This is a genomic window from Sphingomonas sp. Leaf23, from assembly GCF_001421585.1.
Lineage (GTDB): Bacteria > Pseudomonadota > Alphaproteobacteria > Sphingomonadales > Sphingomonadaceae > Sphingomonas.
On sequence record NZ_LMKR01000002.1, the window covers coordinates 960,448 to 984,391 of the forward strand.

Below are 23,944 nucleotides of genomic sequence, written 5' to 3' on the forward strand. Positions count from 1 at the left end.
CGGGGCGTGCCTCACTGAATGCTGAAACCGGGGGCGACGGGCTGGGCGGCGCGACCGCCCTTGCGCGGCGGCGGCGCGGCGGGGGCGGGCGCTGTGGCCTGCGGTTCGACCGGGGCCGGTGCGGTCAGGCCGATCGTCGGCCGTGCCGGCAGCTGCGGGGCCATCGTCGGCACCGGCCGGGGATCGGGTTTGCGCTGGCCGGACAACTGACCCATCAGCACGCGCTCGACGTCGCCGGGGCTGGAATAGGCGTCGGTCGGCAGCGCGATGCGCGACTGGCTGTCGACCGGCTTCACCAGATACGGGGTGATGACGATGACCAGTTCGGTTTCGTTGCGGGTAAACGCGTTCGACCGGAACAGCGAGCCCAGCACCGGCAAGTCGCCCAGGCCCGGTGCCTTGTCGATCGAATTGTCGTGGCTGTTCGACAGCAGGCCGCCGATCATCATGCTCTGCCCCGACCCCAGTTCGACCGTCGTTTCGGCGCGGCGGGTGGTGAGCGCGGGGATGGTGGTGCCATCGATCTGCACCGCGCCCGCCGCCGACAGCTGCGACACTTCGGGGCGTACCCGCAGGGAGATACGGCCATCGGCCAGCACGGTCGGGGTATAGGCGAGGCTGACGCCGTACTGCTTGTACTGCACCGACACCGCGCCGAACCCCTGGCTGACGGGGATCGGGATTTCGCCGCCCGCCAGGAACGACCCGGTTTCGCCCGACAGGGCGGTCAGGTTCGGATTGGCGAGCGTGGTCACCTGTCCGATCCGTTCGCCAAGATCCAGCGCGCCCAGCAGTTCGAGGCCGAGCAGCTTGCCCGCAAGGTTCAGCGTCGTGCCGTTGGTGCCCTTGGTCGGGAAACCGAACAGCGTGCCGCCGGGACGTCCGCCGGTCGTCAGGAAATTGGTATCGGTCGCCGATCCGGGGATGGTGGTGATCGTACCCTGCCGCCCCTGCGCGATGCCGAACAGGATGCCGCCCGACGGATCGCGCGACGTCATGTTCACGCCGATATTCTTGACGAAGTTGCGGCTGACCTCGGCAATGCGGACCTGCAGATTGACCTGCAGCGGGGTGGCGAGCTTCAGCCGGTTCACGATGCCGACCTTCAGCGCGACATTGGGGTCGCCGATCGCGACGCCCGGATTGAGCAGCGCGGTGACCAGCCGTTCGGCCTGCGCGCTGTCGGCGGGGGAGGCGATCGTGCCGTTGATGACCGCGATCTGCCCGACCGTGGTCACACGGATATCGGCTTCCGGCATCGCCGCCTTCAGCATCCGGTCGAGCGAGGTCAGGTTCTGTCCCACCCGGACGTTCGCCGAATAGACGACGGCACCGCTGGCATTGGTGGCGAAAATGGTCGCTTCGCCATCGGCCTTGCCGAACAGGTGGATCTGGCGCGGATTGCCGACATAGACGTCGGCAACGGTCGGATTCGATACCCAGACGTCGACGACGCTGGAGGGCAGCGTGACCAGTTCGCCCTGGCCGATCGACAGCATCACGTCGGTCGTCGGTCGCATCGTGCCGGTCGGCGTGCCGACCCGTGCCGCGCGGACGGCGGCGGTACCGGGGGCGGCGATCGCGGCGGCGGGCAGTGCCGATCCGGCAACCAGCGCGACCGACAGGGTCGCGGCCAGCGACCGGTGGAGCAGGTTTATGCCAGGCATTATTTGGTTCCTCCGACCGGCACGGCGGTCACGTCATTGCCGCGGGTGATCCGCACGACCGGCCCGGCCGGTGCGGCGGGCGTCGTCGGCCCGCCGGGTGTCATCGTCGGGGGCGAAGCGGGGGCGGCACCGCCATCGGCCATCATGCCGGCCTTGCCCGGCACCGAGCTGCGCTGGAACCGCGACACGTCGGCCCCGGTGGAAAAGGTCGACCCGCCGTCGATCGGGCGGCTGGACACGCGGGCCAGCGCCGCCTTTTCCGCCTTGGGATCGCCATTCGCGGGCAGCTGTACGTCGCCGCTGGCAATCGCTTCTTCCAGTTCCGATCCATTGTCGGCGATCGAGCGCAGCGACAGCGACAGCGTGCCGACCGTCTGCGCGACCGCGATCTTTTCGGCGATGCGTGGCGTCGCCTCGACGGTGACGGTCGAATAGGTTGATACCAGCGTCTTGCCCTGGTCGTCGGTATTCTTGTCGGTGCGCTGGTCGGTCGCCAGCACGCGCAGGTTGCGCAGGAACGTCTCCGCCGCCTTCAGCGGGGCACCGTCGCCGCCGCCCGGAACGTTCTGCGTCAGGACCAGGTCCACCCGGTCGCCGGGGAACACGAAGCCCGCGACGGCGCTCTGCGCCGATACCGGCACGGTCACCGCGCGCATCCCCGGCCCGAGGGCCGCGGCAAGGAAGCCCCGGTCGCCCGGCTTCACCAGCGCGCCCTGCGTGATCGGCTGTCCGGCGGGGATCGCGAAGCGAACCACGGTGCCGACCATGTTGCGCGATTCGGGCATGGATTCGAGGAAATAGGCGTTCTCGACCAGTTCCTTGGGCCATGGCTGGAACCGCAGTGCGGTCGCGTCGATGATCGTCCCGACCGGCAGCGCCTTGGTCGCCACCAGCACGCGCGGGCCGTCGATCGGCGCGGCGGTGGGGGCGGCGGTCGCCATCGGTGCGGAGGCGCCGGCCATCAGGCTGCGGGCCATGAACGCGGTCAGCCCCGCGACCATCAGCGCCCCAAGCAGCAGGAACAGTTTGCGAGAATCCATGACGTCGGTGGCCTTTCAATTCGTCTGGCCGGTTGATTCGCCGTTAAGCATCACCGAAATGGGTTAAGAACGGGTTCGCGATGGCGAGCATCCCGGCGATGGCGATGGCGATGCCGTACGGAATCTCCGCCACCTGTGCCGCGCGCCGCCGCCAGCGATCGGCGAGGAACAACAGCGTCAGCACCCCGCCCAGCAGCGACATCACGACCAGCATCGACAGCACCGCCCCCGGCGGCAGCCACAGCGCGAGCGCGGCGATCATCTTCACGTCGCCGCCGCCCATCTGCCCGGCGGCAAAGGCGGCGAGGAACAGGGCAAAGACGATTCCGGCCACGCCGACCTGCCACGCGATGTCGATGCCGCTAAGGCCATTGGCCCACCACCACGGCAGCGCCAGCAGCGCGATCGCCGCATTTTTCCAATTTGCGATTTCGCGGGTTCGTGCATCCTCGATACCGGCGATGACCAGCAACAGCAGCAGCGCGAGCGCCAGCCAAGGAACGACGATACCCCCCATGTCGTTAAGCCCTAGACGTAAGGGGTTTCGAAACCGTAACCGGACCCATGGCCGCCCACGCCCTATACCGCCGTGCGATTCCCGCCGCCGCCACCATCACCCGGTGGCAGGTGCCCGACGGCTGGTCGCACCGCCGGTTCGATTGGGCGGCGCCTGCCAATGTTCGCCCGCGCGGCAGCCTGTTGTTCCAGACCGGGCGCGGCGACATGTTCGAGAAATATCTGGAAGCCTTCGCGCATTGGCATGTGCGCGGGTGGAGCATCACCGCGTTCGACTGGCGCGGGCAGGGCGGGTCGGGGCGCTGCACCCCGGCGGGCGATTGCGGCGATATCGACCGGTTCGAAACCTATCTGGACGACCTGGCCGCCTTCTGGAACCAGTGGACGGCCGAGGGGCCGCGCGTGCTGATCGGCCATTCGATGGGCGGGCATCTGGCGCTGCGCGGCGTGGTCGAACGACGGGTCGATCCGGCGGCGTGCGTGCTGGTCGCGCCGATGCTGGGGCTGCGTTCGCCGATCGGGCCGCGCTTCGGCGAACGGATGGCGCGGGTGCTGGCCGCGATGGGCAGCCCGCTGCGCCCGGCGTGGAAGGGGAACGAACGCCCGCACACTGTCCGCCCGCGCGAGGCGCTGCTGACGCACGATCCGGCACGCTATTCGGACGAATTGTGGTGGCAGGGGACCGATGCGGCGCTGCGCACCGGGCCGCCCAGCTGGCGCTGGGTGATCGACGCGTTTCGTTCGACCCGCGAACTGCGCACCGACCCGGCACTTGGGCACGTGCGCGTACCGATCCAGATGCTGGTCGCCGATGCCGATGCACTGGTCGATCCACGCGCCGCGGTCGAGGTCGCCGGACGCCTGCCCGATGTCGAGCTGCTGCGCTTCGGGCCGGAATCGGCGCATGAGATCCTGCGAGAGATCGACCCGATCCGATCGCGCGCGATCGCGGCGATCGACGCGTTCCTCGACGCCCGCGCGCCCGCGCCGCACCGGGCGCACGCATGACGCGCAGGCGGGCGGCGATTATCGGCGCGGGGATGGGCGGGGCGAGCCTTGCCGCCGAACTGGCCGCTACCGACGAGGTGATCCTGATCGAAGCCGAGTCGCAGCCGGGCTTCCATGCAACCGGGCGGTCGGCGGCGTTCTGGTCGGAAACCTATGGCGGGCCGCTGGTCCAACCGCTGACCACCGCATCGGGCCCGTTCCTCCACGCGCCGCCCCCGGAATTCGCGCCCCGCGGATTCCTGCGCACGCGCGGCGAACTGCTGCTGGCGCGCGACCCTTCCGTGCTGGCGGCGATGGCGGCGGAGTTCGCCGCGACCGGCGTGCCGATCGCCTGGCGCGACCCACATGGCGTGATCGACGGGCTGCGGGGGCAATGGCACGCGCTGTGGTCGCCGGGCTGCGCCGATATCGATGTCGGCGCGCTCCACGCCGCCTATCTGGCAAAGGCGCGGCGCGGCGGGGTCGAACTGCGCTGCGATGCGCGGGTGACCGGTGCGCAGCGTACCGACGGGCGCTGGATGTTGAAGACCGCGGCGGGTGACATCATCGCTGCCGATGTGGTCGTCAACGCTGCCGGGGCGTGGGCCGATGACGTTGCCGTGCTGCTCGGCGCCGCGCCGCAGGGCATCCGCCCCTATCGGCGGACGGTGGTGCAGGTCCGGGTCGATCCGCCGGCACCGGCCGACCTGCCGCTGGTGATGGATGCGGCGGGCGGATTCTATTTCAAGCCCGAACCCGGCGGTCGCCTCTGGCTGACCCCGCATGACGAAACGCCCGACCGGCCGCACGACGTCGCGCCCGAGGAGATCGACGTCGCGCTGGCCATCGACCGGTTCGAGGCGGCGGTCGACTGGCGGGTCGAGGCGGTCGAGCGGCGCTGGGCCGGCCTGCGCAGCTTCGCCCCCGACCGGCTGCCGGTCTATGGCTTCGACGCTGCCGTGCCGGGGTTCTTCTGGTGTGCGGGGCAGGGCGGCTTCGGCATCCAGACCGCACCCGCCGCCGCGCAACTCTGCGCCGCGCTGCTGGGCGTCGGGAAAGTGCCGCAAGGGGTCGACGCGACCGCCTATTCGCCGCATAGATTGTCGGAGTAATTCGCGACACCCATTTACGTTAGCGCTATCAGTACCTATCTGGGCGCCAACACTTTTGCGCAAAGAGGATGCACATGACGATCACCGGCGAACTGTTCCTGGGTTCGAAGCGCGTCGCCCGCGACGACCAGTTCCAGGCCTATGACCCCGCGACCGGCGCACTGTTCGGCGAAGGTTTTTCGAAGGGCACGAAGGAAGACGCCGAGGAAGCGTGCGCCCGCGCTGCCGCCGCCTTCCCGATCTATGCCGCGCTGCCGCTCGAACAGCGCGCCGGGTTCCTCGATGCGATCGCCGATGAGATCGAGGCGCTGGGCGACGCGCTGATCGAGCGCGGCTCGCGTGAAACCGGCCTGCCGACCGCGCGCCTGACCGGCGAGCGCGGCCGCACCTGTGGCCAGCTGCGCCTGTTCGCAAAGGAAGTGCGCGACGGCGCATGGCAGCAGCTGCGCATCGACCATGCCGATCCGGCCCGTGCGCCGGTGCCCAAGCCCGACCTGCGGCTGCGCACCGTGCCGGTCGGCCCGGTCGTCGTGTTCGGCGCGTCGAACTTTCCGCTCGCCTTCTCGACCGCCGGTGGCGACACCGCGTCGGCGCTGGCGGCGGGCTGCACCGTGATCGTGAAGGCGCACCAGGCGCATCCGGGCACCGCCGAACTGGTCGCCTCGGCGATCATCAAGGCGGCGGAAAAGACCGGCATGCCCGACGGCGTGTTCTCGATGGTGTCGGGCGCGGGCCAGACGATCGGTACCGCACTGGTCGCCGATCCGCGTATCCAGGCGGTGGGCTTTACCGGATCGCGTGCCGGCGGCACCGCGCTGATGAAGGTCGCACAGGACCGTGCGCAGCCGATCCCGGTCTATGCCGAAATGTCGTCGATCAACCCGGTCGTGCTGATGCCCGAAGCGCTGAAGAACCGCGGCGAGGCGCTGGCGAAGCAATATGTCGGGTCGCTCAGCATGGGTGCGGGCCAGTTCTGCACCAATCCGGGCCTCGTCCTCGGCATTGCCGGGCCAGAGCTCGACGCGTTCCTCGACACGGCCGGTGAAGCGCTGCTCGGCACCCCGGCGCAGGTCATGCTGACCGACGGCATCCACAAGGCGTTCGAGGAAGGCCGCGCGAAGCTCGCGTCCAGCCCCGCCGTGACGCTGGTCGGTGAAGGCGCCGAACCCGAAGGCCCGACGCGCGGTCGCGCGGCGATCTTCGCCGTGTCGGGCAAGGACTTCATCGCCGACCCGGCGCATGCGCATGAAGTGTTCGGCATGTCGTCGGTCGTCGTGAAGTGCACGGATGCCGACGAACTGGTCGAGGTGCTGAGCAAGCTCGAAGGCCAGCTGACCGCGACGCTGCAGATCGACGAGGGCGATTACGACGACGCGCGCAAGCTGATCCCGGTGCTGGAACGCACCGTCGGCCGCATCCTGTGCAACGGCTGGCCGACCGGCGTCGAAGTGGGCCATGCGATGGTCCATGGCGGGCCGTTTCCGGCGACGTCGGACGGTCGCACGACCTCGGTCGGCACGCTCGCCATCGACCGCTTCCTGCGGCCGGTGTCGTATCAGGACTTCCCGGAAGCGCTGCTCCCCGAAGCCCTGCGCGGAGGGAACCAGCAGGGCGCGCTGGCGCGGATCGACGGAGCGTGGACGCTCGGCTGATAGCCGTTTGATCCGCTAGCGCGGATGCGGTGCCGGCCCGAGGGAGCGGGCCGACACTGCATTCGACCGGCGGATGACGGAGACAAGGAGGCGGCGGGTCGTTGATCCGCCGCCGCTTTTCGTTTTGGATGCTGTGATGGACGACGATACGATCATCGATACCCCCGAAGGCCCGAAGCGCTGGGGGGACTGGAAGAAGAAGAACCCGGTGCAGGTGCCGTCGCGGCGGACCAAGGGCAAGGACCTGCCGAACCGGGTGAAGATTCGGACGGATGAGTGATGTTGGATTTCCGGTTTGGATGAAGCCCATGCGGTCTTCCACTCGTTCGTCCTGAGTAGCCGCTGAGCTTGTCGAAGCGGCGTATCGAAGGACCGTTTGGGGCCGGTGCTTCGATACGGGCCTTCGACAAGCTCAGTTCCTACTCAGCACGAACGGGGGGTGGCCAGGGAGGCTTTGCTTTCTCCCCACCCACCCCGTTCGGTTCGAGCAGCTTCGAGCTTGTCGAGAAGCGTCCGTCGAGAACGGGTCGTTTGAGGCAGCCGGGTTCTCGACAGGCTCGAACCGAACCGAGGGGAGGGCGGTTTTCTCACCTCCAGCGCAACGCTTGCGGAACCCCGTTCTCGACAAGCTCGAACCAAACGGCTTTTTTTTGGGGGAGAGAGTGGCGGAAAACCCCCTACCGCCGCCCGGCCAGCCAGATCACATGCCGCGCGCCCTTGGTCCCGCGCGCCCGCACGACCTGTTCGTCGACCAGGTAGCCGCAATCCTTCAGCCGCCGGGTGAACACCGCGTCGGCATAGGCGGACCAGATCGCCAGCACCCCGCCCGGGCGCAGCGCCCGCTGCGTCACCTGAAGCCCACGCGACGAATACAGCTTGTCGTTTCCGGCATGGGTCAGCCCGTCCGGGCCATTGTCGACATCGAGCAGCACCGCGTCCCAACCGCCCTGTTCGATCGCCCGCGCGACATCGCCGACCACGATCCGCACGCGCGGATCGTCGAGGCACCCGTCGAAGATATGCGCCAACGGCCCGCGCGCCCATTCGACGATCTTCGGCACCAGTTCGGCGACCACCACCTCGGCATCGGCCGGCAAAATCTTCAGCGCGCGGCGGAGCGTAAAGCCCATGCCCAGCCCGCCGATCAGCACGCGGGCTTGCCTGCGCCCGGTCAGGTGCGCACAGCCGAGATCGGCCAGCGCCTCTTCCGACGCCGACATGCGGCTGCTCATCAATTCGTTGCGGTCGAGGACGATCATGAAGTCGTCGCCGCGCTGGACGAGGCGCAGTTCGACGTCATCGCCGGGGACCTGCGCGGTGTCGATCAGAACGCGTGGGATCATTGGTTCAATGCTGCATCGCTGGCGAGCTTGTCGGCCCGCTCGTTATCGGGGTGGCCGGCATGGCCCTTGACCCAGATCCATTCGATCCGGTGCGGCTTGGCGGCGGCGAGCAGGTCCTGCCACAGCTCGGCATTCTTGACCGGCTGGCGCGCGGCGGTCTTCCACCCGTTCTTCTGCCAGCCCTTGATCCACTTGGTCAGGCCATCCATCACATAGCGGCTGTCGGTCGACAGGATCACCCGGCACGGGCGTTTCAGCGCGCGCAGGCCCTCGATCGCGGCCATCAGCTCCATGCGGTTGTTGGTCGAGACTTTTTCCCCACCCGACAATTCGCGTTCGCGGCCATCGGCGGCGCGCAACACCGCGCCCCAGCCGCCGGGGCCGGGATTGCCCTTGCACGCGCCATCGGTCGCAATTTCCACGCGGGGGAGTTCAGCGGCCTCGGTCATGCGAAAGCGGTCGGGTTCGCGTCATACCAGTCGAGCCGGCGGAGATAGGCCAATGGGTCCTTGCGCGTCACCAGCGCATCGGCCGGCGTGTTGATCCAGTCCCACGCGCGGGTCAGCAGGAACCGGATGCACGCGCCCCTGGCCAGCAACGGCAGCGCGGCAACCTCGGCATCGCTCAGCGTTGCCTGCGTGGCGTATCCCGCCAGCAGCGCCTGCCCGATCGCCGGGTCGAGCGCCACGCCCTTCGCATCGAAGCTCCACGCCGAATGGGTGATCGCGACGTCATAGGCGATGATGTCGGTGCAGGCGAAATAGAAGTCGATCAGCCCGGTCACGCGCTCGCCCAGCATCAGCACGTTGTCGGGGAACAGGTCGGCATGGATCGCCCCGGTCGGCAGCTCGGCGGGCCATGCCGCGACCACCGCGTCCAGCGCACCGCCCACCCGAGCACGCAGCCCCGGCTGGATCGAATCGAGCTGATCGGCGCAGTCGGCGAACAGCTTCGGCCATGCCGCAACACCCATCGAATTGGCGCGGGTCGGTGCGAAATCGCGCAGACCACGATGCAGCGCGCCCAGCGCGGCACCCGCCGCATGCGCCTGTTCGACCGTCGGATGGCTGACCGATACGCCCGACAGAAACTCGATCAGGCATGCGGGGCGACCCTCCAGCGTCTGGATCACCTGTCCCGCCCGGTCGGGCAGCGCGCGCGGCACCGGGTTGCCAGCACGGGCAAGTGCATCGGTCATCGCGAAGAAGAACGGCAGGTCGGCAAGGTCGACCCGCTTTTCATACAGCGTCAGGATGAACCGGCCGGTCGTGGTGTCGACCAGATAGTTGCTGTTCTCGACCCCCTCGGCGATCCCCTTGGCCGATACCAGTTCGCCATGGTCGTAAGCAGACAGGAAGCGCGCGAGCGCCTCCGCCGACACCTGCGTATAGACCGCCATTACGCGGCTTCGAGGCCACGCGGCAGCTTGAACGCGATCGTCTCGCGCGTCATCTCGACCTCGCGCTCGGTCACGTCGAAGCGGGTGGCGATGCGGTCGACCAGCTCGCGCACCAGCACTTCGGGCGCCGACGCGCCGGCAGTGATGCCGAGCGTGCCGACCCCCTCCAGCCATGCGAAGTCGAGTTCGGCGGCGCGCTGGATCAGCTTGGCCGACGTGCCTTCGCGCTCGGCCACTTCGACCAGCCGCACCGAGTTCGACGAATTGGGCGCACCGATCACCAGCATCATGTCGCAGCTTTGCGCGATCGCCTTCACCGCATTCTGGCGGTTGGAGGTCGCATAGCAGATGTCGTCGGCCTTGGGCGCGACGATCGTCGGGAAACGGGCGATCGTCGCCTCGACGATGGCGCGGGTGTCGTCGACCGACAGCGTGGTCTGCGTCAGGAAGGCGAGGTTGTCGGGATCGGCGGGGTTCAGCGCCGCCACATCCTCGACCGTTTCGATCAGCGTCATCTGCCCCTCGGGCACCTGGCCGAACGTACCGATGACTTCGGGATGACCGGCATGGCCGACGAACAGGATGTGGCGGCCGCTCGCGACCAGCCGTTCGGCCTGGCGATGGACCTTCGACACCAGCGGGCAGGTCGCGTCGAGATAGTCGAGGCCGCGCTGGCTGGCCGCCGCGGGCACCGACTTGGGCACGCCGTGTGCGGAGAAGACGACCGGCACGCCGTCGGGCACCTGATCCAGCTCCTCGACGAAGATCGCGCCCTTGGCCCGCAGCGAATCGACCACGAACTTGTTGTGGACGATTTCGTGGCGGACATAGACCGGCGCGCCATGCTTCTGGATCGCCAGCTCGACGATCTGGATCGCGCGGTCGACCCCGGCACAGAAGCCGCGCGGGGCGGCGATGAGCAATTCGATGGCGGGGCGCTGGCTCTCGGTCATGGGTTTTGCGCTTACAGCTTGTTGGGGGACACGCCAAGGTGCGGCAGGCGGCACCGGCCCGCTCCCCCACCCGGCCACCCATTCAGGATACGCTGTTGGGTGGCCGGGTGGGGGAGCGGGCCGGTACCGCAATCCCTAAAAAGACGCGATTGCTTGCGCGTGCGAGAGCCGGTTCCTATGAAGCGTGGCTATTCAGGAGGCGCGGCATCGCCGCACCCGTGCATAAGGTACAGATTTCCGTGACCCTCCGCAAAACCGCCGCCGTCGCCACCCTCGCCCTGGTCGCCCTGTCGGGGTGCAAGCGCACCGGCGAGCTGGACGTGACGCAGGGCGTCGGCATTTCGGCGGTGCGTTCCGCGTGCCCGGTGGCGGGCGTGCCGGCGGGCACCGGCGACATCACGCTGTTCGACCCGGCCGGCAGCACCGATGCAAAGGCGATCGACGTCGTGGCCACGTTGACCAACGTCCGCGCAAACTGTGTCGAGGGGACCGACACGATCAACAGCACGATCAGCTTCGACGTGCAGGCGCGCCGCATCCGCACCGACGCCGCGCGCACTGTGACGCTGCCCTATTTCGTATCGGTCGTGCGCGGCGGTACGCAGGTCGTGTCGAAGCGGGTGGGGCAGGTGACGCTGAACTTCGCCGCCGGTGAGGCCCGCGCCTCGGCACAGGGGCAGGGGAGCGCGATCGTCGACCGCGCCGCCGCCACGCTGCCACAGGAAACCCGCGACCAGATCAACCGCCGTCGCAAGCCTGGAGACCAGGACGCAGCGATCGATCCGCTGTCGGACCCAGCCGTGCGCCAGGCGGTGCTGTCCGCGACGTTCGAGGCGCTGGTCGGCTTCCAGCTGACCGATGCGCAGCTGAAGTATAACGTCACGCGGTAAGCTGTTCGAGGCAGAGCGGCCGGAGCAACCCCCTCGTCGTTCCCGCGAAGGCGGGAACCCATAAACGCTGACGTTTTGGCAGGAGTCGCTGCCGTGGTGGCTATGGATTCCCGCCTTCGCGGGAATGACGAAGTGTGCACTGGCTTGGGGCAGGTTCTTTCTGCATCCCGGCCTGCGCCGGGATGACGGGAGTTGTTGGAGCGGCGGCCGCAAACCCGCTTTCCCGATTGACTAATCCCCACGCCCAAGCCAGAGCTTCGGCCATCACAGGCTTGCAGCCGACGCCATGCGCGGGAGAGTGCGGAAGTATCCGCCGCCGAAGGAGCAACCGCCCCGGAATCTCTCAGGCAACAGGGACCGCGCAGGGCAGGAAGATACTCTGGAAAGCGTCGCGGCCGAAACGGTCGGACCACCGAAGGGGTAAGCAAGGGCGCAACCGCCCTTAGCGAAAGCTCTCAGGTACCGTGACAGAGGGGGCGATGGTCGTCAGGCATGCTGTGCCCGCGCGTCCGTCGTTTACCCCATCACGAAGGACGTGGCCCATGAGCGACATTGCCCCCGAACCCGCCCACGAACTGCGCGCCGACGGCACCGATCCGGTCGAGGAGCTGCCGCCGCAAATCCTGCCGCTCGACGGCTGGCACCGTGCAAAGGGTGGCCGCATGGTTCCGTTCGCGGGCTACCTGATGCCGGTCCAGTATGAAGGCATCATGGCCGAGCATTTGTGGACGCGCGAGAGCGCCGGGCTGTTCGACGTCAGCCATATGGGCCAGCTGCTGATCCACGGGGCGGACGCGACCGCCGCGCTGGAGACGCTGCTGCCGGGCGATCTGCGCATCCTGAAGCCGACCAAGATTCGCTACTCGCTGCTGCTGGACGAACAGGGCGGCATCCTCGACGACCTGATGGTCACGCGGCTGGATGCGGCAGAGCCGGGCGTGCCGTTCCCGATGGACGGGGAAATCGCCGAAGACGCCTTCTACATGGTCGTCAACGGCGCGACGAAATATGACGATATCGGCCATCTGCGCGAGCATCTGGCCGACGAGATCACGCTCAACCATCTCGACGACCGCGCGCTGCTGGCGGTGCAGGGGCCGAAGGCGGTCGATGCGCTCGATCGCATCCTGCCGGGCGTCGCCGCGCTGACCTTCATGACCGCCGGCGCGTTCGATTGGCAGGGCCATGCGCTGTGGGTCAGCCGGTCGGGCTATACCGGCGAGGACGGGTATGAAATCTCACTGCCCGAGGATGCCGCCACCGCCTTTGCCGATGCGATCTGCGCCGAACCCGAAGTGAAGCCGATCGGTCTGGGCGCGCGCGACTCGCTGCGCCTCGAAGCCGGGCTGCCGCTCTACGGCCATGACCTCAGCCCCGACACGACGCCGGTCGCCGCCGATCTCGGCTTCGCGCTGTCGAAGCGTCGCCGCGAAGAGGGCGGCTTCCCCGGTGCGGAACGCATCCTCGCCGAACGCACCGCCGGCCCTGCGCTCAAGCGGATCGGCCTGATCGTCGACGGGCGTCAGCCGGTGCGCGAAGGGGCCGAAGTGGTCGATGTCGACGGCAACGTCGTCGGGCACGTCACCTCGGGCGGGTTCGCGCCCAGCGTTCAGGCACCGATCGCCATGGCCTATTGCCCGCCGGCGCTGGCGGAAGGCGGGTCGCTGACCCTGCGCCAGCGCGGCAAGCTGCACACGGCACGGGTCGTCCCCATGCCGTTCGTCCCCCATCGTTACGTCCGCTGAAGGAAAGACCCATGAGCCGTTTTTTCACCCAGGAACATGAATGGATCGAAGTCGACGGTGAAGTCGCGACGGTCGGCATCACTGAATATGCCGCCGGGCAGCTGGGCGACATCGTGTTCGTCGACGTCCCCGCCGACGGCCGCGAACTGACCAAGGGCGACGATGCCGCCGTGGTCGAATCGGTGAAGGCCGCCTCGGACGTCTACACCCCGGCATCGGGCACGGTGATCGAGGGCAATGCCGCGCTGACCGACAACCCGGCGCTGGTCAACGAGGACCCGGAGGGCGATGGCTGGTTCTTCAAGCTGACGCTGCGCGACGACAGCGAGCTGGGCGAGCTGATGGATGAAGAGAAGTACGCCGCGTACATCGCGCGGCTGTAAGCGACCTGCGATCACCCGCCCCCGTTCGTGCTGAGTAGGGGCTGAGCGAAGTCGAAGACCCGTATCGAAGCACCGGGCCACAAACGGTCCTTCGATACGCCCTTTCGACAAGCTCAATGGCTACTCAGGACGAACGGGGTGGTCGGCACATCCGGCCCGCCGCCCCGAAGCGGACCAACAAGGACCATCATGCGCTATCTTCCCCTGACCCCGACCGACCGCGCGGACATGCTGTCCGTGATCGGTGCCGACAGCATCGACGACCTGTTCGTCGACGTTCCCGAATCCGCCCGGCTCGACGGGCCGGTGCCCGGACTGCCGAACCATGCCAGCGAACTGGCGGTCGAGCGGCATCTGTCGGCACTGGCGGCGAAGAATGTCGCGGCGGGGGCGGTGCCGTTCTTCCTCGGCTGCGGCGCGTATCGCCACCATGTGCCGGCCAGCGTCGATCACCTGATCCAGCGCGGCGAGTATCTGACGGCCTATACGCCGTATCAGCCCGAAATCGCGCAGGGCACGCTGCAGATGCTGTTCGAATTCCAGAGCCAGGTCGCCCGGCTGCTGGGCTGCGACGTGGCGAACGCATCGATGTACGACGGCTCGACCGCGTGCTGGGAAGCCGTGACCATGGCGCGCCGCGTGACGCGCAAGGCGAAGGCGGTGTTCTCGGGCGGCGTGCATCCGCACTACGTCTCGGTCGCGAAGACTATGGCGAAGTACACCGGCGACGTGCTGACGACTGCGCTGCCGGTGCTCGACGCCGCGACCGACGACGACGCGGTGATCGCGGGCATCGACGCCGACACGTCGTGCGTCGTCGTGCAATATCCCGACATCCTCGGCCGCATCCCCGACCTGCGCCGCATCGCCGATGCAGCGCACGCGGCCAAGGCGCTGCTGATCGCGGTCGTGACCGAGCCGGTGGCGCTGGGCGCGATCGAGGCACCGGGCAATCTGGGCGCGGACATCGTGGTGGGTGAGGGCCAGTCGCTCGGCGTCGGGCTGCAGTTCGGCGGCCCCTATGTCGGGCTGTTCGCCTGCTCGGAAAAGCTGGTGCGGCAGATGCCCGGCCGGCTGTGCGGCGAGACGGTCGATGCCGAGGGCAAGCGCGGCTTCGTGCTGACGCTCTCGACCCGCGAACAGCATATCCGCCGGGAAAAGGCGACGTCGAACATCTGCACCAATTCGGGGCTGTGTGCGCTCGCCTTCTCGATCCACCTGACGCTGCTGGGCGAAAAGGGGCTGCGCAAGCTTGCGCAAGTCAACCATGCCAAGGCGTGCGCCGCCGCCGACCGGCTGGCGCAGGTGCCGGGCGTCGAGCTGGTCAACGACAGCTTCTTCAACGAATTCACGCTGAAGCTGCCGACCGAAGCACGGCCGGTGGTGCGCGAACTCGCCGAACGCGGCGTGCTGGCGGGTGTGTCGCTCGGCCGGCTGTATCCGGGTGAAGATGCGCTCGGCAACGGACTGGTCGTGGCGGTCACCGAAACCGTGACCGAGGAAGATATCGAGGCGCTGGCAGCGGCGCTGACGGAGGTACTGGCATGAGCGTGAACCAGAGCGGCTGGCGTCCGGAAATGGGCGATGCCTCGCAAGCGGCGCGGACGACCTTCACCGGCAATCGCGCGCTGATGCTCGAAGAGGCGCTGATCTTCGAGATCGGGTCGGACGAGACCACCGGTGTCGACATCGACGACGCGCCCAAGGTCGCCTCGCGTCTGGGCAACCATGCCCGCAAGGGCGCGATCGGCCTGCCCGGCCTGTCGGAACCGGAAGCGGTGCGCCATTACACCCGCCTGTCGCGGCAGAACTATGCCATCGACCTGGGGCTGTTCCCGCTGGGCAGCTGCACGATGAAGCATAATCCGCGCCTGAATGAGCGGATGGCGCGCCTGCCGGGCTTCGCCGATCTCCATCCGCTGGGCCCGATCGATACGGTGCAGGGCGCGCTGGAGGTGATCCATCAGCTCGCGCACTGGCTGGTCACGCTGACCAACATGGACTCGGTTGCGATGAGCCCGAAGGCCGGCGCGCATGGCGAGCTGTGCGGCATCCTGGCGATCAAGGCGGCGCTGGAAAAGCGCGGCGAGGGCCATCGCAAGGTCATCCTGGTCCCTGAATCGGCGCACGGCACCAACCCGGCGACGGCGGCATTCGCCGGCTTCACCGTGAAGGCAATCCCCGCCACCGCCGAAGGGCGCATCGATACGCAGGCGCTGAAGGACCGGCTTGGTCCCGATGTCGCGGGCGTGATGATTACCAACCCGAACACCTGCGGGCTGTTCGAACGCGACCTCAAGGAAATCTCCGACGCGGTGCATGCGGCCGGTGGATACGTCTATTGCGACGGCGCGAACTTCAACGCGATCGTCGGGCGGGTGCGCCCCGGCGACCTCGGCGTCGATGCGATGCACATCAACCTGCACAAGACCTTTTCGACCCCGCATGGCGGCGGCGGTCCGGGGTCGGGTCCGGTGGTGTTCTCGAAGGCGCTGACCCCCTTCGCCCCGCTGCCCTTCGTCGAGCAGCAGGACGGCCGCTTCGTACTGGTCGAAGAGGAAACCGCGGGCGAGCACCATGCCGACAGCTTCGGCCGGATGGTCGCCTTCCACGGCCAGATGGGCATGTTCACCCGCGCGCTGAGCTATATCCTCAGCCACGGCGCCGACGGCCTGAAACAAGTTGCCGAAGACGCGGTACTGAACGCCAATTACGTCCTGCGCAGCCTCGACGACACGCTCGACGCGCCGTTCGGCGGCAGCGGGCCGTGCATGCACGAGGCGCTGTTCAGCGATGCGAATCTGGCGGAGGGTTTCTCGACGCTGGACGTGGCCAAGGGGCTGATCGACGAGGGCTATCACCCGATGACGGTGTACTTCCCGCTGGTCGTCCACGGCGCGATGCTGGTCGAACCAACCGAGACCGAGAGCAAGGCCGCGCTCGACCAGTTCATCGGCGCGCTGAAGTCGGTCGGCGAACGCGCCAAGGCGGGCGATCAGGCGCTGAAGTCCGCGCCGCACTTCGCCCCGCGCCGTCGCCTCGACGAAACGCTGGCCGCGCGCAAGCCGGTGCTGGCGTGGAAAGACAGCGTCGCGCCGGTGGCGGAAGCGGCTGAATAACGATCGTTGCCCCCGCCCGGTATGCCGGGCGGGGCGCTACGTTGTCGCCCGGCGCAGGCGCGGTGCGGCGTTCCGTCGGTTGCGCCACGCATCGCCCGCCTGTCCGACCGCCACTGCCAGCACCATCATCGCCGCGAGCGCGACCAGTTGCGCGAGATCGGCACTAACCCCCGCCGCCTGCAGCCGGGTAATGATCGCATAGCCGATCACGGCGTGGACGAGGTAGAGCGGGTACGAGATCGCGCCGAGCCACAGCAGCACGGGATGGCGCAGCCCCCGGACCCGGCCCATCGCGATGCCGAAGAACAGCGCCATCATCCCGACCACCAACAGCGTGGCATGGAAGCTGGCGGTGAACGCCTCGACGCCCAGGATCGCCGCCGCCAGCAGCCGCTGATCCTCCCAGCGCGCCGTGCCGCGCCACACGGGATAGGCGATCAGCCCGACCGAAAACCAGACCGCATGATCGGTCAGCAGGACGAATTGCAGCCACGCCGGGGTCGGCAGCAGCCAGCAGATCAGCCGAACCGCCAGCCACCCCAGCACCAGCCGGTCGATCGACCGCAGCGCGCCGGTCGCCCACGCCAGCGCGATCAGGGCGTAGAAGAGGACCTCCACGTTCAGCGTCCAATAGACGCCGTCGACCATCGGCACGCCGGTCAGCTTCTGCATCAACGGCAGGTTCGCCAGCCATTCGATCGGGCTGACGGCCAGCCGCGCTGGCCCGAACAGCCATGCGACGATGCCGGTCAGCGCCATCGCCAGCCAATATTCGGGCAGCAACCGCCGCGCGCGGGCGCGTGAGAAGGCCCACAGCGTCGGCGTCCGCTCGATCGTCGCGAGCATGGCGAAGGCGGAGATGGCGAAGAACAGCTTCACCCCGTCATCGCCCCAACCCACCTGCAGGCGGGGCAGCGTAGCGCCCGGCACCATGAACTGGATGAAGTAGCTGTAATGGTAGAACACGACCGCCAGTGCCGCGAGCCCTCGCAGGGCATCGAGTTCCCGCAGCCGGTCGGCGGGGGGCGGGCAGGGATCGGTTAGAACCATCCGCCGACGATGCACCGGCACGGGTCAAAGCGGCGTTAACGGTCGGGCGGAACCTTGTCGGACGCGACCGGTTGCCTTTGGTACATGGCCGAAACATCTCCTCCCGCCGACCCTGCTACCGAAGAAGAGCGCAAGGTCGCGCTTGATCCCGAACAGGAGGAGGTGGTCGACGACCGCCGTGCCGCCTCCGCGCTGGTCGTTCATGAAGTCGTCCGGCGGCAGGGGATCGAGGAACTCGACCGGCCCGCCGCATCGCTGATGTGGTCGGGTATCACCGCCGGGATCGCCATCGGGTTGTCGCTGCTGGGCAAGGCGTTGATGGAAACCGCGGTTCCGCCGGGGGCATGGACGCCACTGCTGCAATCGCTCGGCTATTCGGTCGGCTTCGTCGTCGTGATCCTCGGGCGGATGCAGCTGTTCACCGAAAGCACGCTGTCGGCGGTCCTGCCGCTCGCGACCGATCCATCGGGGCGCAACCTGGCGCGGACGCTGCGCCTATGGGGTATCGTGCTGTTCGCCAACCTGATCGGTACGCTGGCCTTTGCCGGGTTCGCGATGTTCGGCGGGCTGGGCGCGGAACAGGCGGCCGCACTGGTCGAGGTGAGCGCCGTGGTGACGAAACATGTCGGGATGCACGGGTTCCTTGCGGGCATCCCGTCGGGCATCCTGCTGGCGAGCGTGGTGTGGACGCTGCCCAGTGTCGAGGGGCAGAAGGTCACGCTGATCGTGCTGCTGACCGGCCTGATCGATTTGGGCGGCTTTGCCCATGTCGTCGCCGGATCGGCGGAAATGTGGGTGCTGCTGCTCCATGGCGATCTGGGGCCGGGCGGGGCGCTGGCGTTCTTCTTTCCGGTGCTGTTCGGCAATATCGTCGGCGGCAGCGTGCTGTTCGCGCTGCTCGCCCATGCGCAGGTCCGCACCGAGATCGAGGAACGCTAATCCTCCTCGACCATCGACCGCACCTTCTGCCGGCCCAATCGATGTTCGCGCCATACGATGAACAGCCCGCTGGCGATGATGATCGGCGCGCCGGCCCAGGTCATCGGCGTCGGCAGCACGCCGAACAACAGCCAGCCATAGATGGTCGCCCATAGCAGCCCCGAATAATCCATCGGCACCACCACCGCGACCGGCGCGGCGCGTGACGCGGCGGTCAGGGCGATCTGTCCCATGCCGCCGACCATCCCGATCGCGATCAGGTTCAGCCACGTCAGCCAGTCGTGCGACCGAATGTCGAAGGCATAGGCGGTGGCAATGAACGGCAGCGTCAGCGTGGAGAACCAGAACACCGTCGTCCCCGCCGGCTCCTCGCGCAACTGGCGCAGCGCAATTGCGACCAGCGCGACGAACAGCGCCGCCATCAACCCGACGAACGCCCCGAACAGCGGCACATGGCTGCTGCCCGGCTGTGCCACGACCAGCACGCCGACAAAGCCCAGCAGCACCGCGCTCCACCGCTGCCAGCCGGTAGGCTCGCGCAGCACCAGCGCACCCAACAGCGTGGCAAAGATCGGCACGGTGAACTGGAACGTCGTCGCTTCCGCCAGCGGCAGCAGCAGCACCGCGCCAAAGGTGAAGACCATGCCGACCAGCCCGATCATCGATCGCGTCAGGTGCTTCTTGAACCGCGTGGTCCGCAGCGATCGCAACCCCGGCCCCGCCGCAACGAAGCCCAGCACGATCGGCAGCGCGCAGAGCTGGCGATAGAACATGGTCTCGGGCAGCGACGCACCGCGCGTCTCCGCCAGTTTCACCAGGGCGGACATGGTGGACAGGAAGAAGATCGCGAGCAGGCGGAGCGCCAACCCCCTGAGGATACGGTCGCCGGGCATGACCATGCTGTAGAACGCGGTACCGCAACGCACAACCGATCGATCGATATCGGAAAGAACCGGCGCAGCAGCATCGCCCGGACCCTTTTGCGCGAAACGTGGTTCGGTTTTCCGGTGAGGGAAGGGTATCGATGGAGACGGTCGAATGAACAAGCGTTCCGGTTACGTCGCGGCAGGCATTTTCGGCATGGTCGCCCTTGGCGGGGCGGTAACGGCCGGTTACGCCCAGCGCGAAATCGACGCCCGATCGGCCGAGCGGGTGACGATCGGCAAATCGCTGTCCGAGCGGCAGATGCTGGAGCGGCGGCGTGGGCGCATGGCCGAGGTCGCGATCGCCGGGACGACGGCGCAATAGGCAGGTGCTCCCGGTAAACGGGTAACACCTTTTCCACGGCGGTGCAGGTCAGCCCGGGGGCCGTGCCGCGATCGAAGTCGATGTCAGCAGTGTGGCCAGTTCCGCCTGTCGGTGGCAACCGGTCTTCGCAAAGATCTGGCGCAGATAGACCCGCGCGGTCGAATAGGCGACCCCGCGCCGCGCGGCGGCGTTGCGCAGTGAATGTCCCGCCGCCAGTTCGGCCGCCATCATTGATTCCGCCGGGGTCAGGTCGAACATCAGCCGCAGCAGGCTGGCTTTCGGGGTGACGGCATTGCGCGGATCGGCGACGATCAACAGGATACCATCGGATTCGAACCGCTCCCGTGCGGCGGTACGCAGCGGGATGACATGCAGTGCCAGCGGTTCGGCGGCGTCGACGCCCGATGTCAGCAGCGTCGCCGCGGGCTGTCCGCCGCGACGTGCCTCGTCGACCGCGGCTTCCACCCGTGCCGCGACCGCCGGCGACCGAAAACGCAGTCGGCCGCCGCATTCGCAGCACCGGTCCTCCATCCGCGTCCCGAACGGGGCGTTCATCGCGCGTAGCCGGTTGTTGGCGCCGATGATCGCCGCGGCGGTGCCGACCAGGCCCAGCGCGTCGACCGCCGCCTCCGACTGGAAACACATCATCCGCGTGGCCAGGCTGGTCGCGCGGGCGATATGCGGTCGCAACCGGTCGAGCCGGGGCAGTTGTTGCCGGGCGGCCGCATCGTCGGCAAATCCTTCGAGGGTAAGGCCGATCATGTCATCGCCGGTTCCCTGGATCACGGTGCCGGCACCCACCGCGAACCCCAGCGGGATCAATAGATCGCGGTAGACCGGCATCGCCCGCTGTTCCTCGGGCGTGCGAAAGTCGCTGTCGGTGCGGAATTGCGGCGCATGTTCCAGAAACATCGGCGTGCCGCGCTCATTCAGGGTCATGTACCCTTCGGCGACATAGCGTTCGAACAGATGCTCGACCCCCGGCGACACGGAGATGCCGTCGTTCGCGCTACGCGATTCGAACAGCAACGCGCCCTTGGCCTCATGGCAGGTCGCGATTTCGTGCAGCAACATGGGCATCCGCCCAGGCAGGGCTGCCGCTGCGTAAATGCTGTCCAGCAGGCCGGTATCGATCATTACAGGATTATAGGCAGCGAATATTAACAGGCCATACCTCATTTGGGTATGCCGCAAGTCGTAAGTTCGAACTATCCCCCGATAGAACGGCATCTTGCGATGAAAAGACAATCGAGATGGGTCAGCAGTTTACGATCGAGACCACCCGGTCTTGCAAAGTTTATGAATACGACCATACGCTTTCGCTCGATACAGGCGAACGACTTGACGGGAATCGCAAGTTGGGCCGAAATACGGTAGACGATCCCCGGCGAACCGGGCGCTGGCGGCCGCGGAGCGTGCTGTTGGGCTATGGCGCCATCATCGTCGTGCCGTGGTCGATCCTGTGGTTCGTGCTGTCGTCCTGACCTGGCGGACGACCGGTTGCATCCCCGCTTGGCGAACTGCCCCGTTTCCCGCTAACGCGTGCCCATGAAGCACGCTCTCAACGTCACGCGCGAACAGGATTTCGCCGCCTGGTATCAAGCCGTCATCACCGAGGCCGATCTGGCCGAGGAATCCGGGGTGCGCGGGTGCATGGTCATCCGCCCCTGGGGCTATGGCATCTGGGAACGCATCCAGCGCCTGCTCGACGACCGGATCAAGGCGACGGGGCACGAGAATTGCTATTTTCCGCTGTTCATCCCGCTCTCCTATTTCGAAAAGGAAGCCGAGCATGTCGACGGCTTTGCCAAGGAAATGGCGGTCGTCACCCATCACCGGCTGGTGTCGGACGGCAAGGGCGGGCTGACCCCCGACCCCGAAGCGAAGCTGGAGGAACCGCTGGTCGTGCGGCCGACCAGCGAGACGGTGATCGGCACCGCCTTTTCGCGCTGGGTCCAGTCGTGGCGCGACCTGCCGGTACTCATCAACCAATGGGCGAACGTCGTCCGCTGGGAAATGCGTACCCGCATGTTCCTGCGCACCGCCGAGTTCCTGTGGCAGGAAGGGCATACCGCCCATGCTACCGCGCAGGAGGCACGCGAAGAAACGCTCAAGATGCTCGAAGTCTATCGCGAGTTCGCCGAAACCTGTCTCGGCCTGCACGTGATCGCGGGCGAGAAGCCGGAGAATGAACGCTTCCCCGGCGCGGTCGCGACCTACAGCATCGAAGCGATGATGCAGGACGGCAAGGCGCTGCAGGCGGGCACCTCGCACTTCCTCGGCACCAATTTCGCCCATGCGCAGAACATCCGGTTCCAGAATGCCGAGGGGCAGTTCGAACACGCCAACACGACCAGCTGGGGCGTGTCGACGCGGATGATCGGCGGGGTCATCATGGTGCATGGCGACGACGACGGGCTGCGCGTACCCCCCGCGATCGCGCCGTGGCAGGTGGTGATCGTGCCGATGCTGCGCGACGCGCCCGAGGACGAACCGCTGATCGCCTATTGCCGGGAGTTGCAGGCGACGCTGGCCAAGCAGTCGGCGCTGGGCGAACCGGTCCGCGCGCTGCTCGACCTGAAGCCTGCCAAGGCCGCGACGAAGCGCTGGGGCTGGGTCAAGAAGGGCGCGCCGGTCATCATCGAGGTTGGCGGGCGCGACATGGCCGGCGGTAACGTCTCGGTCGTGCGGCGGGACCGGCTGTACCGTGCCGATGGCAAGCTCGACAGCGCCGTGGTGGCGAAAGACGATTTCGTGGGGCAGGTCGGCGAAACGCTCTCCGATATTCAGGCGACGCTGCTGGCGCAGTCGACCGAGCGGTTGCGGTCGCAGATCGTGCCGGTCGACGATTGGGCCGGGGTCGAGGCGCATTTCGCGTCCGGCGGGAAGAACCCCGGCTGGGTCGATGTCCGCTGGTCGAAACCGACCGGCGACGCGCTGGAGGCGGTGGTGCAGCGGTTGAAGGGGCTGAAGCTCACCATCCGCAACGCGCCGCTGGGCCAGACCGGCTGCGACGACGGCCCGTGCGTGTTCACCGGCGCACCGGCGGTCGAGCGGGTGCTGATCGGGCGGGCGTACTGACCTTTACCCCGAGCGCATCGTCACACCGGACTTGATCCGGGGTCCCGCTTTCTTTCCAGCGGTCGAGAAGCAGCGGGACCCCGGGTCAAGCCCGGGGTGACGAGTGGGGATCGGTCAGCCCCCAATTCAGACAGAACTTAGACGGAACGGCACCGGTCGAACCAAGCGTATCCCCGCGCAGGCGGGGATCCAGAGCCACAAGCGGTAACGCCGCCGGCACTTGGACCCCCGCCCCAGCCGGGGTACGGCCACGATGGAGTGCCCCGACTACCCTCAATCCTTCAAATTGCCCGGAACCTGCCCACCGGCCTTGCCCAGTTCCTGCAACACCGCGCGGTGCAGCCAGATATTCATCTCGGCACTGCCGTCCTTGGCGCCGGTATAGCCCAGTTCGGTCGCCAGTTCCTTGCGGTTGTCGAGGCTGGAATCGAGGTCGAGCAGCTTCATCAGGTCGACGATCGACGTGCGCCAGTTGAGCGGGGGATTGCCCTTCTGCTGGGCAATGCGCTCGATTGCGGTCATCGGGTCGACCGGCTGCGGGGCGGCCGGGGCTGCGGGTGCAGCGGGTGCGGGAGCGGCCGGGGCGGGTGCCGGGGCCTGCTGCGCCGGTGCGGGCGTGGGCGTCGGCTGCGCGGCCGGGGCGTCCTTCTTGTGCCCAAAATAATTGTCGCCGAACGGGCCGCCGTCCTTGCCGAAAATCTGCGTCTTGATGCGTTCGAAAATGCCCATGGTCGTCTCCCTTCGGAAGTGTCTGACGCTCTGAACGGGCGGAAACCGGATCGGCTCCCTGACGATACGCCATTGGTCTGACGGGCAGGGC

At 67.6% G+C, this 23,944-nt stretch carries 24 protein-coding genes and 1 riboswitch; of the genes, 13 read left to right on the forward strand and 11 right to left on the reverse strand.

The genetic code is table 11. The annotated features are described in order from the left end of the window. Positions 1-11: 11 nt before the first annotated feature. From ASE67_RS08185 to ASE67_RS08195, 3 genes are read right to left on the reverse strand one after another with little or no spacing between them, the layout of a single operon-like run. Positions 12-1,667 (reverse strand): type II and III secretion system protein family protein, encoded by a 1,656-nt coding sequence (locus ASE67_RS08185; protein WP_055758985.1) that lies wholly within the window; start codon positions 1,665-1,667, stop codon positions 12-14. Continuing rightward, positions 1,667-2,707, reverse strand: coding sequence for a Flp pilus assembly protein CpaB (cpaB, locus tag ASE67_RS08190; RefSeq protein ID WP_055758988.1), 1,041 nt, complete (start codon positions 2,705-2,707; stop codon positions 1,667-1,669). Before cpaB ends, ASE67_RS08185 begins: the two co-directional genes overlap by 1 nt. 43 nt (positions 2,708-2,750) lie before the next feature. After that, the gene (locus ASE67_RS08195) at positions 2,751-3,224 is read right to left on the reverse strand and encodes an A24 family peptidase (protein ID WP_055758991.1); all 474 of its coding nucleotides are present in this window, start codon (positions 3,222-3,224) and stop codon (positions 2,751-2,753) included. Between the two features lie 47 nt (positions 3,225-3,271). Here ASE67_RS08195 and ASE67_RS08200 point away from each other — a divergent pair, with 47 nt between their 5' ends. The 4 genes from ASE67_RS08200 to ASE67_RS18380 all read left to right on the forward strand — a co-directional run bounded on the left by ASE67_RS08200 (position 3,272) and on the right by ASE67_RS18380 (position 7,254). After that, positions 3,272-4,231 carry an alpha/beta fold hydrolase gene (locus tag ASE67_RS08200; RefSeq protein ID WP_055758993.1) on the forward strand — a complete coding sequence of 320 codons (960 nt, stop codon included), beginning with the start codon at positions 3,272-3,274 and terminating at the stop codon, positions 4,229-4,231. After that, positions 4,228-5,322: an NAD(P)/FAD-dependent oxidoreductase gene (locus tag ASE67_RS08205; protein ID WP_055758996.1), complete on the forward strand. Its 1,095-nt coding sequence runs from the start codon at positions 4,228-4,230 to the stop codon at positions 5,320-5,322. The genes ASE67_RS08200 and ASE67_RS08205 overlap by 4 nt, the downstream gene beginning before the upstream one ends. Positions 5,323-5,396: 74 nt before the next feature. Beyond that, on the forward strand, positions 5,397-6,974 hold the full coding sequence (locus ASE67_RS08210) for an aldehyde dehydrogenase (NADP(+)) (RefSeq protein WP_055758998.1): 1,578 nt from the start codon (positions 5,397-5,399) through the stop codon (positions 6,972-6,974). Positions 6,975-7,110: 136 nt separating this feature from the next. Continuing rightward, positions 7,111-7,254 carry a hypothetical protein gene (locus ASE67_RS18380; RefSeq protein WP_162236331.1) on the forward strand — a complete coding sequence of 48 codons (144 nt, stop codon included), beginning with the start codon at positions 7,111-7,113 and terminating at the stop codon, positions 7,252-7,254. A 397-nt stretch (positions 7,255-7,651) separates the two neighbouring features. Here ASE67_RS18380 and ASE67_RS08215 read toward each other — a convergent pair whose 3' ends face one another. From ASE67_RS08215 to ispH, 4 genes are read right to left on the reverse strand one after another with little or no spacing between them, the layout of a single operon-like run. Further along, positions 7,652-8,317: a hypothetical protein gene (locus ASE67_RS08215; RefSeq protein ID WP_055759001.1), complete on the reverse strand. Its 666-nt coding sequence runs from the start codon at positions 8,315-8,317 to the stop codon at positions 7,652-7,654. Next, positions 8,314-8,766, reverse strand: coding sequence for a ribonuclease HI (rnhA, locus tag ASE67_RS08220; RefSeq protein ID WP_055759004.1), 453 nt, complete (start codon positions 8,764-8,766; stop codon positions 8,314-8,316). Before rnhA ends, ASE67_RS08215 begins: the two co-directional genes overlap by 4 nt. After that, on the reverse strand, positions 8,763-9,716 hold the full coding sequence (thrB, locus tag ASE67_RS08225; protein WP_055759007.1) for a homoserine kinase: 954 nt from the start codon (positions 9,714-9,716) through the stop codon (positions 8,763-8,765). Before thrB ends, rnhA begins: the two co-directional genes overlap by 4 nt. Then, positions 9,716-10,669 (reverse strand): 4-hydroxy-3-methylbut-2-enyl diphosphate reductase, encoded by a 954-nt coding sequence (ispH, locus tag ASE67_RS08230; protein WP_055759010.1) that lies wholly within the window; start codon positions 10,667-10,669, stop codon positions 9,716-9,718. Before ispH ends, thrB begins: the two co-directional genes overlap by 1 nt. Positions 10,670-10,908: 239 nt before the next feature. Between ispH and ASE67_RS08235 the strand changes: the two genes are divergently transcribed. The 5 genes from ASE67_RS08235 to gcvPB all read left to right on the forward strand — a co-directional run bounded on the left by ASE67_RS08235 (position 10,909) and on the right by gcvPB (position 16,806). After that, on the forward strand, positions 10,909-11,559 hold the full coding sequence (locus tag ASE67_RS08235; protein ID WP_200909300.1) for a hypothetical protein: 651 nt from the start codon (positions 10,909-10,911) through the stop codon (positions 11,557-11,559). 281 nt (positions 11,560-11,840) lie between these two features. Continuing rightward, positions 11,841-11,929, forward strand: a riboswitch (glycine riboswitch). 172 nt (positions 11,930-12,101) lie between these two features. Then, positions 12,102-13,304 carry a glycine cleavage system aminomethyltransferase GcvT gene (gcvT, locus tag ASE67_RS08240; RefSeq protein ID WP_082457010.1) on the forward strand — a complete coding sequence of 401 codons (1,203 nt, stop codon included), beginning with the start codon at positions 12,102-12,104 and terminating at the stop codon, positions 13,302-13,304. A gap of 11 nt (positions 13,305-13,315) precedes the next feature. Beyond that, positions 13,316-13,687, forward strand: coding sequence for a glycine cleavage system protein GcvH (gcvH, locus tag ASE67_RS08245; protein WP_055759012.1), 372 nt, complete (start codon positions 13,316-13,318; stop codon positions 13,685-13,687). Positions 13,688-13,876: 189 nt separating this feature from the next. Beyond that, positions 13,877-15,235 (forward strand): aminomethyl-transferring glycine dehydrogenase subunit GcvPA, encoded by a 1,359-nt coding sequence (gcvPA, locus tag ASE67_RS08250; protein ID WP_055759015.1) that lies wholly within the window; start codon positions 13,877-13,879, stop codon positions 15,233-15,235. Next, entirely contained in the window at positions 15,232-16,806 is a 1,575-nt protein-coding gene (gene gcvPB, locus ASE67_RS08255; protein ID WP_055759018.1) for an aminomethyl-transferring glycine dehydrogenase subunit GcvPB, read from the forward strand. The genes gcvPA and gcvPB overlap by 4 nt, the downstream gene beginning before the upstream one ends. Before the next feature lie 36 nt (positions 16,807-16,842). On the opposite strand, the gene ASE67_RS08260 is transcribed toward gcvPB, so the two are convergent. After that, the gene (locus tag ASE67_RS08260; RefSeq protein WP_055759020.1) at positions 16,843-17,856 is read right to left on the reverse strand and encodes an acyltransferase family protein; all 1,014 of its coding nucleotides are present in this window, start codon (positions 17,854-17,856) and stop codon (positions 16,843-16,845) included. 84 nt (positions 17,857-17,940) lie between these two features. Here ASE67_RS08260 and ASE67_RS08265 point away from each other — a divergent pair, with 84 nt between their 5' ends. Further along, positions 17,941-18,795 (forward strand): formate/nitrite transporter family protein, encoded by an 855-nt coding sequence (locus ASE67_RS08265; protein WP_082457011.1) that lies wholly within the window; start codon positions 17,941-17,943, stop codon positions 18,793-18,795. On the opposite strand, the gene ASE67_RS08270 is transcribed toward ASE67_RS08265, so the two are convergent. Further along, positions 18,792-19,688, reverse strand: a complete 897-nt coding sequence (locus tag ASE67_RS08270) for a DMT family transporter (RefSeq protein WP_082457033.1) — start codon at positions 19,686-19,688, stop codon at positions 18,792-18,794. The genes ASE67_RS08265 and ASE67_RS08270 overlap by 4 nt on opposite strands. 145 nt (positions 19,689-19,833) lie before the next feature. Here ASE67_RS08270 and ASE67_RS08275 point away from each other — a divergent pair, with 145 nt between their 5' ends. Further along, entirely contained in the window at positions 19,834-20,043 is a 210-nt protein-coding gene (locus ASE67_RS08275; protein ID WP_055759026.1) for a hypothetical protein, read from the forward strand. A 48-nt stretch (positions 20,044-20,091) separates the two neighbouring features. Here the strand turns inward: ASE67_RS08275 and ASE67_RS08280 are convergent, their stop codons facing one another. Continuing rightward, on the reverse strand, positions 20,092-21,180 hold the full coding sequence (locus ASE67_RS08280; protein WP_055759028.1) for a helix-turn-helix transcriptional regulator: 1,089 nt from the start codon (positions 21,178-21,180) through the stop codon (positions 20,092-20,094). A gap of 116 nt (positions 21,181-21,296) precedes the next feature. Between ASE67_RS08280 and ASE67_RS08285 the strand changes: the two genes are divergently transcribed. After that, positions 21,297-21,527, forward strand: coding sequence for a hypothetical protein (locus tag ASE67_RS08285; protein WP_055759031.1), 231 nt, complete (start codon positions 21,297-21,299; stop codon positions 21,525-21,527). Positions 21,528-21,591: 64 nt separating this feature from the next. Beyond that, positions 21,592-23,124, forward strand: coding sequence for an aminoacyl--tRNA ligase-related protein (locus tag ASE67_RS08290; protein ID WP_055759034.1), 1,533 nt, complete (start codon positions 21,592-21,594; stop codon positions 23,122-23,124). Between the two features lie 273 nt (positions 23,125-23,397). On the opposite strand, the gene ASE67_RS08295 is transcribed toward ASE67_RS08290, so the two are convergent. Beyond that, positions 23,398-23,853 (reverse strand): DUF3597 domain-containing protein, encoded by a 456-nt coding sequence (locus ASE67_RS08295; RefSeq protein WP_055759037.1) that lies wholly within the window; start codon positions 23,851-23,853, stop codon positions 23,398-23,400. Between the last annotated feature and the right edge of the window lie 91 nt (positions 23,854-23,944).